The sequence below is a fragment of the Sphingomonas sp. genome (assembly GCF_031380695.1).
Lineage (GTDB): Bacteria > Pseudomonadota > Alphaproteobacteria > Sphingomonadales > Sphingomonadaceae > Sphingomicrobium.
In genome coordinates, this window is record NZ_JANMWY010000013.1 from 1 (window position 1) to 6310 (window position 6310).

Consider the following 6310-nt stretch of genomic DNA (forward strand, 5'->3'; position numbering starts at 1 on the left):
GTTGAAGTCGCCCGAGGGTTTGCGGATTTCGAGGAACTCCTCAATCTCGGGATGCGAGACGTCGAGGTAGCAGGCAGCCGAACCGCGGCGCAGCGAGCCCTGGCTGATCGCGAGGGTCAGCGAATCCATCACGCGGACGAACGGGATGATGCCGCTGGTCTTGCCGTTGAGGCCGACCGGCTCGCCGATGCCGCGGACGTTGCCCCAGTAGGTGCCGATGCCGCCGCCCTTCGACGCCAGCCAGACATTCTCGTTCCACGTGTCGACGATCCCGTTGAGGCTGTCCGAGACACTGTTGAGATAGCAGCTGATCGGCAGGCCGCGGCCGGTGCCGCCGTTCGACAGGACGGGGGTAGCGGGCATGAACCACAGCTTCGAGATATAGTCATAGACGCGCTGGGCGTGGTCCTGATCGTCGGCATAGGCCGAGGCGACGCGGGCGAAGAGATCCTGATAGGATTCGCCGGGTAGCAGGTAGCGGTCCCTGAGCGTCTCCTTGCCGAAGTCGGTCAGCAGCGCGTCGCGGCTCGAATCGGTGACGACGGCGAAGGCGCGGCGGTCGATGGTGTGGCTGTCGCGAGTGGGCGCGCTGGTGACGTCGCTCGAGTCGACCGTGCTGCTGCCTGCAAAATCCATCACCGACTCCTGTTCGTCGCGGAGCACCGTGGCGACCGCTTGTTCTTCTAATGTTCGACTCGCGCTCATCGCGTCAGCCTACGCTCTTTTGCCGCGCCGCGGGCCTTTTTCTGGACGCCGTCCCCGATATCCACAGGGCACGGCCGGCCGCCTGCTGAATATAGGTATATTCAGCCCCAACCACTAGGTGTTGAGCAGGACCCCCGTCGCTACACAAGGGATAGTGTTTCAATCCGACCCGCGACGCAAGTGGGATTTTCATCGAATGGTAAAAAAGATGAAGCTCAGTGGCGCGAATGCGACAAAGCGAGGGCGCGGCGGAAGGCCGCTTCCTCTGCCGCGAAGAAGCCGCCCTTGCCCGGCGCGGGCTGATCGGCCAGGCCGGTGACGTAATAGGCGATGCCGGTGCCGCTCGCCCGGTCGATCCACAGGCCCGAGCGCAGGCCATAGGCTTCGCCGGCATGGCCGACCCGCGCGATGCCGTCACCGCCGGGATCGTCGCCGCAACCGGGACGGCGGGTAGCGAGGGTCTGCGTGGCCAGGCCGTAGCGGCAGGCGAAGCCGTGATCGGTGTCGCCGTTGCGGCCGTCATGGATCCACACGGGGGTGAGCATCGTTTCGACCGACGCCGGCTCGAGGATGCGCACCCCGTCGAGCGTGCCGCCGGCGAGCAGCATCCGCCCGATCCGGGCGAGGCCGCGGGGTGAAATGCGCAGGCCGCCCTGGGGGGCAAACAGCGCGCCGTTTTCGCCCGCCCGCCAGCGCGACAGGTCGCACGGGCCGGCTGTGGGCGGCGACACCGGACAGGCGGGGCGCTGGCCATGGAGATCGTCCTTGCGCGGTTTGCCGTCGGCCCCGTCGAGCTCGACCGCCCGAGCCAGCGCCGCGTCGCTGCATGTCGGCCAGTTGAAGCAGGCGTCGAGTTTCAGCGGATCGAGCACGAGGCGCTTCATCAGCATGTCAAACCGCTCCCCGGTGGCGCGCTCCATCACCGAGGCGATGATCGGGAAGTTCATGTTGGCGTAGACATAGAAGGTGTCGCCGGGGCCGTGCTTAGGGTCCCACGAGCGCGTGTCGGCCATTGCCGCGCGGACGCTGCCGTCGAGCGGCAGGACGTAATTGTCGCCCTGGTCGCGGACCGAGGCAGTGTGCGACAGCAGCATCCGCAGGGTCACCGGGCGGTCGGGAAAGGCCGGGTTGCGCAGCGCCCAGCCGAGCTTCGCCAAGACGTCCTCGTCGAGCGAAACTCGCCCCTCCTCGACCAGCCGCATCACCCCGATCGCGACGACCAGCTTGCTGACCGAGGCGACTCGGACCGGATCGTCAGGCGTGACCAGCCGCCCGGAGGCCGGGTCGGCGAGGCCGACCGAGCGGGCGCCGGTCTCGCCAGCGCGATCGAACGCCACCTCGACCTCGGCGCGGACATGGTCGCGCGGCTGCATCGTGGCGCAACCGGCGAGTAGCAGGGCGGCAGACAAGGCGAGGCGCATCGGTCGATCCTTCGCGGCAACGAATATGCTACGCGCGCCCGCCGCGCCAGCGCTGGACTCGACCGGCAAATCGTTGCCTATTGCCGACTCCGATTCAAACAGGAGAAAAGTAATGATGAAGACAATAGTGGCCATCGCGGCCCTGCTGGCGACGTCGACGGCCTTGGCACAGATGAACTCGACTGACCTCAAATGGGGTCCGGCTCCGGCCGTATTCCCCAAGGGCGCGCGAATGGCGGTGCTGGCCGGCGACCCTGGCAAAAGCGGTACGTTCGCGATCCGTCTGCGCATGCCGGCCGGTTATGTGATTGCTGCGCACAGTCATCCGGCCGATGAACTGGTCACGGTCATTTCGGGCAATTTCTTGCTCGGCATGGGCGACAAGCTCGATCGCGCGAAGGTGGCGACGCTGCGCGCTGGCGGGTTTGCCAAGGCCCCCGCAGGCATGAATCATTATGGCTTCACGCGGACTGGCACCGTCGTCCAGATCGTCGCCGAGGGACCGTTCGCGATGACCTATGTCAACCCGGCGGACGATCCGAGCGCGAAGCATTGATCGGTTGAGGCGCCGGCGCCATCACGCGTAGCGCAGCCTTGCGGATCGTATAGGTCAGCGGCGGGGCGAGGCGCTCGGTCTCGCCGTCGATCGCCACGGTGACGTGGCTGCGGCGGCTTTCGACGCGCAGCTGCTCGACCGCATCGAGGCGGATCATGTCGTCGTCGCGGGTGCGGCCGATCAGCGCGCGGGCGGCGACCGCGAACAGGCCCCAGCGGCCTTTCTTGCGCAGGACCAGCACGCACAGCTTGCCGTCCTTCAGCGACTTGCGGTCGCCGGGGCGGGGCAAAGCGACGTCATAATCATTGTTGCCGACGAACAAGAGCGGGGTTTCGATCGCCAGGCGGTCGCCGTCGGCGCAGATGGTGATGCGGGCGTGGCGGAAGCGGACGAGGGTGCGCAGCGCGGCGATCGCCATCGCCGACTTCTTCGACCGGCCGAGGCGCTTTTGCTGGGCATCGCGATCGACCACCATCAGCGGGTAGAGGCCAAGCGCGCTGTTATTGACGAACATGCGGCCGTTGAGGTCGGCCAGGTCGATCCGCCGCTCATGACCCGCGCCGATTACGGCCGCCGCTTCGGTCAGGTCGAACGGGATGCCGAGGTCGCGGGCGAGGTGGTTGAGCGTACCGAGCGGGAGAATGCCCATCACGCTGTCGCTGTCGGCGATGGCGCCGGCGACCGCGCTTTGGGTGCCATCGCCGCCGCCGGCGATGATCAGCGGGGCCTTGGCGGCGACCGCTTCCTTGGCGCGGCGCGCGACGCCGGGTCCGTCGAGCAGCTCGACCTCGCCATCGATCCCGGCCGCCCGCAGTGCCGCCCCGACCTTGGCGCCGATCTCACGGTCGCCCTTGGCGGTCCCGCCGCTCTGGTTGATGAGGATGATCGCGTCGGTCACGCGACGCTCAACCGCTCATCCGCGCTTAAGGTCCGTCGGCGCGCGTTCAGCCCGCGGCCTTCTTCGCGTCGCACTCGCCGAGGCGGTTGGCGTCGAGGTGCATCTTCATCGTCATCGGCCCCTTCCCGGCGGCACCACTCTCGGTCTTGCTGTCCATCGCCATGTGATAGCTGTCGGGGGAATAGCTGCCGGTCATCGCCATGACCTGGCTGACCGCGCTGCCTTGGCCTTCTCCGGTGCAGCGCATGACCATGTCGATCTTGCCCCCGCCCATGGTGAAATGGTCGTAGCGGCAGCGGTCGGAGTTGCCGTTGAACATCTCCGCCGTCGGCTTCTTCGCCTGTTCGGGCGTGAGGCAGGTTTCGAACGTGCGGCCCTTGGCGTTCATGCTTTTGATCCGGGCGGCGGCCTCGGGCGGCATGCCCGGCACGGCCATCTCGTCGATCGAAACGGTCGTCGCCCACTTGCCCGGACGAACGAAGCTCTCCGCCCCGCCGGCCGCCGCGATCTTGTTGGCGACGTCGGCCCGCGACGCGTTGCGCGCCTCGATCGACGGCGAGCGGTTGCACGCCGCCAGCAGTGCCAGCGCCACGACAGTCAGTCCAGTCCGCATGTCTATCTCCCTGAGCGGCGCGCGTCGTGCACCATATCCGGCTTCGACCCCGATGCAATCCGGCGGGTCATCGCGGCGGGCACCGGCCCGTGCCGGGGCCGGTGACGGCGCGGCCGGGGCGGGCGGGGGTCATTTCACCGTCGAGCAATACCGGCTGCCCGTTGACCAGCACGTCGCGCATGCCGACCGCGAACTGCTGCGGCTTGTCATAGGTGGCGGTGTCGGCGATTTTTGCCGGGTCGAAGATGGCGAGGTCGGCGTGCATGCCGGGGCGGATCAGGCCGCGATCCATGATGCCGAGGTTCGACGCCGGCAGGCTGGTCAGCTTGCGCACCGCCTCGGCCAGCGACAGGCGTTTCTCGTCGCGGGCATATTTGCCGAGCAGGCGAGCGAAGGTGCCGTACGTGCGCGGGTGAACGCTCGACAGCAGGAATTTGCCGCGCGGTGCCTGTGAGGCGGAATCGCTGCCGAACGACATCCACGGCAGGGCGGTCTGGCGCGCGACATTGTCCTCGCTCATCAGGAAGTAAGCGGTGCCGACGCGGGTGCCGTCCTCGATCACCAGGTCGATGGCGGCGTCTTCCGGGCTGGTCCCGCGCGCCTTCGCTACCTGGGCGAGCGTCATGCCGGTATATTTCTTGAGCGCCGGATTCTTGAACTGGAGGAACAGGACCTTGTCGGGGCTGCCGGCCTGGAAATAGAGGCTGTCCCAGCCGACCGGGCGGAGCTTCATCTCGGCGACGACCTTCTTGCGCAGCGCGGGGTCGAGCAGGCGCTCGCGCCATTGCTCATAGCCCCCGGCGCGGACCCACGGCGGCATCGCCGCGTCGAGCCCGGTCGCCCCGGCGGTGTAGGTGTACATATCGGCGGTGATGCGGATCCCCTGTGCTCGGGCAGCCTCGATCCGGTCGATCATCGGCTTTTGCTTGTCCCAATTGCCGGTGCCGGCCTGTTTCATATGATAGATTTCAGCCGGGCCGCCAGAGGCGCGGGCGATAGCGATCAGCTCGTCGGTCGCCTCGAGCACATGGTCGCTCTCGTTGCGCATGTGGCTGATGTACATGCCGCCGCACTGGGCCGATGCGGTTGCCAGCGCGATCAGCTCGGGCGTCTCGGCGAAGGTGGCGGGGGCATAGATCAACGACGAGCCAACCCCCATTGCGCCCTCGTTCATGGCTGCGCGGACGAGGTTCTGCATTTCGCCGAGCTGGACCGGGGTCGGGTCGACATCGTCCTCGCCCACCACAAAAGTGCGGACCTGGCTGGCGCCGACGAAGCTGGCGACGTTGGGGGCGATGCCCTTCTTCTCGAGGAAGTCCCAATAGCCGCGCAGGCTGCGCCAGGTGATTGGGAATTTGATATCGCCCTGCTGCTCCTGCGCGTTGGCGATCATCTTGTCGTTGTAGGGGCCTTCGCTGTCGCCCTCGCCCATGACTTCGAGCGTGACGCCCTGACGGATGTCGCTTTCGCTCGCGCCGTCCTCGACCAGCGATTCATTGGCCCAGCTGAGCATGTTGACGAAGCCGGGGGCGACGGCGAGCCCGGTCGCGTCGATCGTCCGCGTGGTGGTGCCGTCGAGATGCGGCGCGACCGCGACGATGCGGTCGCCGCTGATGCCGACGTCGCCAGTGAACGGCTGGCCGCCGCTGCCGTCGACGATCGTGCCGCCACGAACGATGAGGTCGAATTGCTGCGCAGTCTGGGACGGGGCTTGCGGCGGGGGTGGAACGCTGGCGCACGAGGCCAAAAGGAAAGTGAGCGAAGGCCATAAAGCGCGCATGAACGATCCCCTGTCGACGCCCGCGTTGCGTGGGCGGGGCGGGGGCACCATATGCCGCTGCGATGGCAATTCAAATCCGTACTTCACTGGCCGAACCCGAAGCGGACGCGGCCTTCGTTCCGCACCGCCCGCAGCGCCCCGACAAGGCTGAGGGGGGGCGGAAATTCGTGCTGGCCGCCGACTATGAACCGGCCGGGGACCAGCCGGCGGCGATCGCCGAGCTGACCGAGGCGGCGCTGGCCGGGGAACAGGATCAGGTCCTGCTGGGCGTGACCGGGTCGGGCAAGACCTTCACCATGGCCAAGGTGATCGAGACGCTGCAGCGGCCGGCGCTGAT

The 6310-nt window shown here is 67.4% G+C and carries 7 protein-coding genes; 2 read left to right on the forward strand and 5 right to left on the reverse strand.

What is annotated here, in order from left to right; translation table 11 throughout:
• Window positions 1-636, reverse strand: a 636-nt coding sequence (locus RMN84_RS00390) for a ribonucleotide reductase N-terminal alpha domain-containing protein (protein ID WP_309610238.1), incomplete at its 3' end; no start/stop codon positions are given.
• A 284-nt stretch (window positions 637-920) separates the two neighbouring features.
• The gene (locus RMN84_RS00395) at window positions 921-2126 is read right to left on the reverse strand and encodes a serine hydrolase domain-containing protein (RefSeq protein ID WP_309610233.1); all 1206 of its coding nucleotides are present in this window, start codon (window positions 2124-2126) and stop codon (window positions 921-923) included.
• 112 nt (window positions 2127-2238) lie between these two features.
• On the opposite strand from RMN84_RS00395, the gene RMN84_RS00400 reads away from it, so the two are divergent.
• Window positions 2239-2682 (forward strand): cupin domain-containing protein, encoded by a 444-nt coding sequence (locus tag RMN84_RS00400; RefSeq protein WP_309610234.1) that lies wholly within the window; start codon window positions 2239-2241, stop codon window positions 2680-2682.
• Here the strand turns inward: RMN84_RS00400 and RMN84_RS00405 are convergent.
• The 3 genes from RMN84_RS00405 to RMN84_RS00415 all read right to left on the reverse strand — a co-directional run bounded on the left by RMN84_RS00405 (window position 2648) and on the right by RMN84_RS00415 (window position 5973).
• Window positions 2648-3580, reverse strand: coding sequence for a diacylglycerol kinase family protein (locus tag RMN84_RS00405; protein WP_309610235.1), 933 nt, complete (start codon window positions 3578-3580; stop codon window positions 2648-2650). The two genes, RMN84_RS00400 and RMN84_RS00405, sit on opposite strands and share 35 nt — an antisense overlap.
• A gap of 46 nt (window positions 3581-3626) precedes the next feature.
• Window positions 3627-4193 (reverse strand): DUF3617 domain-containing protein, encoded by a 567-nt coding sequence (locus RMN84_RS00410; protein ID WP_309610236.1) that lies wholly within the window; start codon window positions 4191-4193, stop codon window positions 3627-3629.
• Between the two features lie 67 nt (window positions 4194-4260).
• Window positions 4261-5973 (reverse strand): D-aminoacylase, encoded by a 1713-nt coding sequence (locus RMN84_RS00415; protein ID WP_309610237.1) that lies wholly within the window; start codon window positions 5971-5973, stop codon window positions 4261-4263.
• A 62-nt stretch (window positions 5974-6035) separates the two neighbouring features.
• Between RMN84_RS00415 and RMN84_RS00420 the strand changes: the two genes are divergently transcribed.
• The coding region (locus RMN84_RS00420) for a DEAD/DEAH box helicase family protein (protein ID WP_405051406.1) at window positions 6036-6310 on the forward strand (275 nt) is incomplete at its 3' end.

Coding starts and splice junctions, on each gene's coding strand:
- RMN84_RS00395 (WP_309610233.1), bottom strand. CDS start 2,126: ATGCGCCTCGCCTTGTCTGCCGCCCTGCTACTCGCCGGTTGCGCCACG.
- RMN84_RS00400 (WP_309610234.1), top strand. CDS start 2,239: ATGATGAAGACAATAGTGGCCATCGCGGCCCTGCTGGCGACGTCGACG.
- RMN84_RS00410 (WP_309610236.1), bottom strand. CDS start 4,193: ATGCGGACTGGACTGACTGTCGTGGCGCTGGCACTGCTGGCGGCGTGC.
- RMN84_RS00415 (WP_309610237.1), bottom strand. CDS start 5,973: ATGCGCGCTTTATGGCCTTCGCTCACTTTCCTTTTGGCCTCGTGCGCC.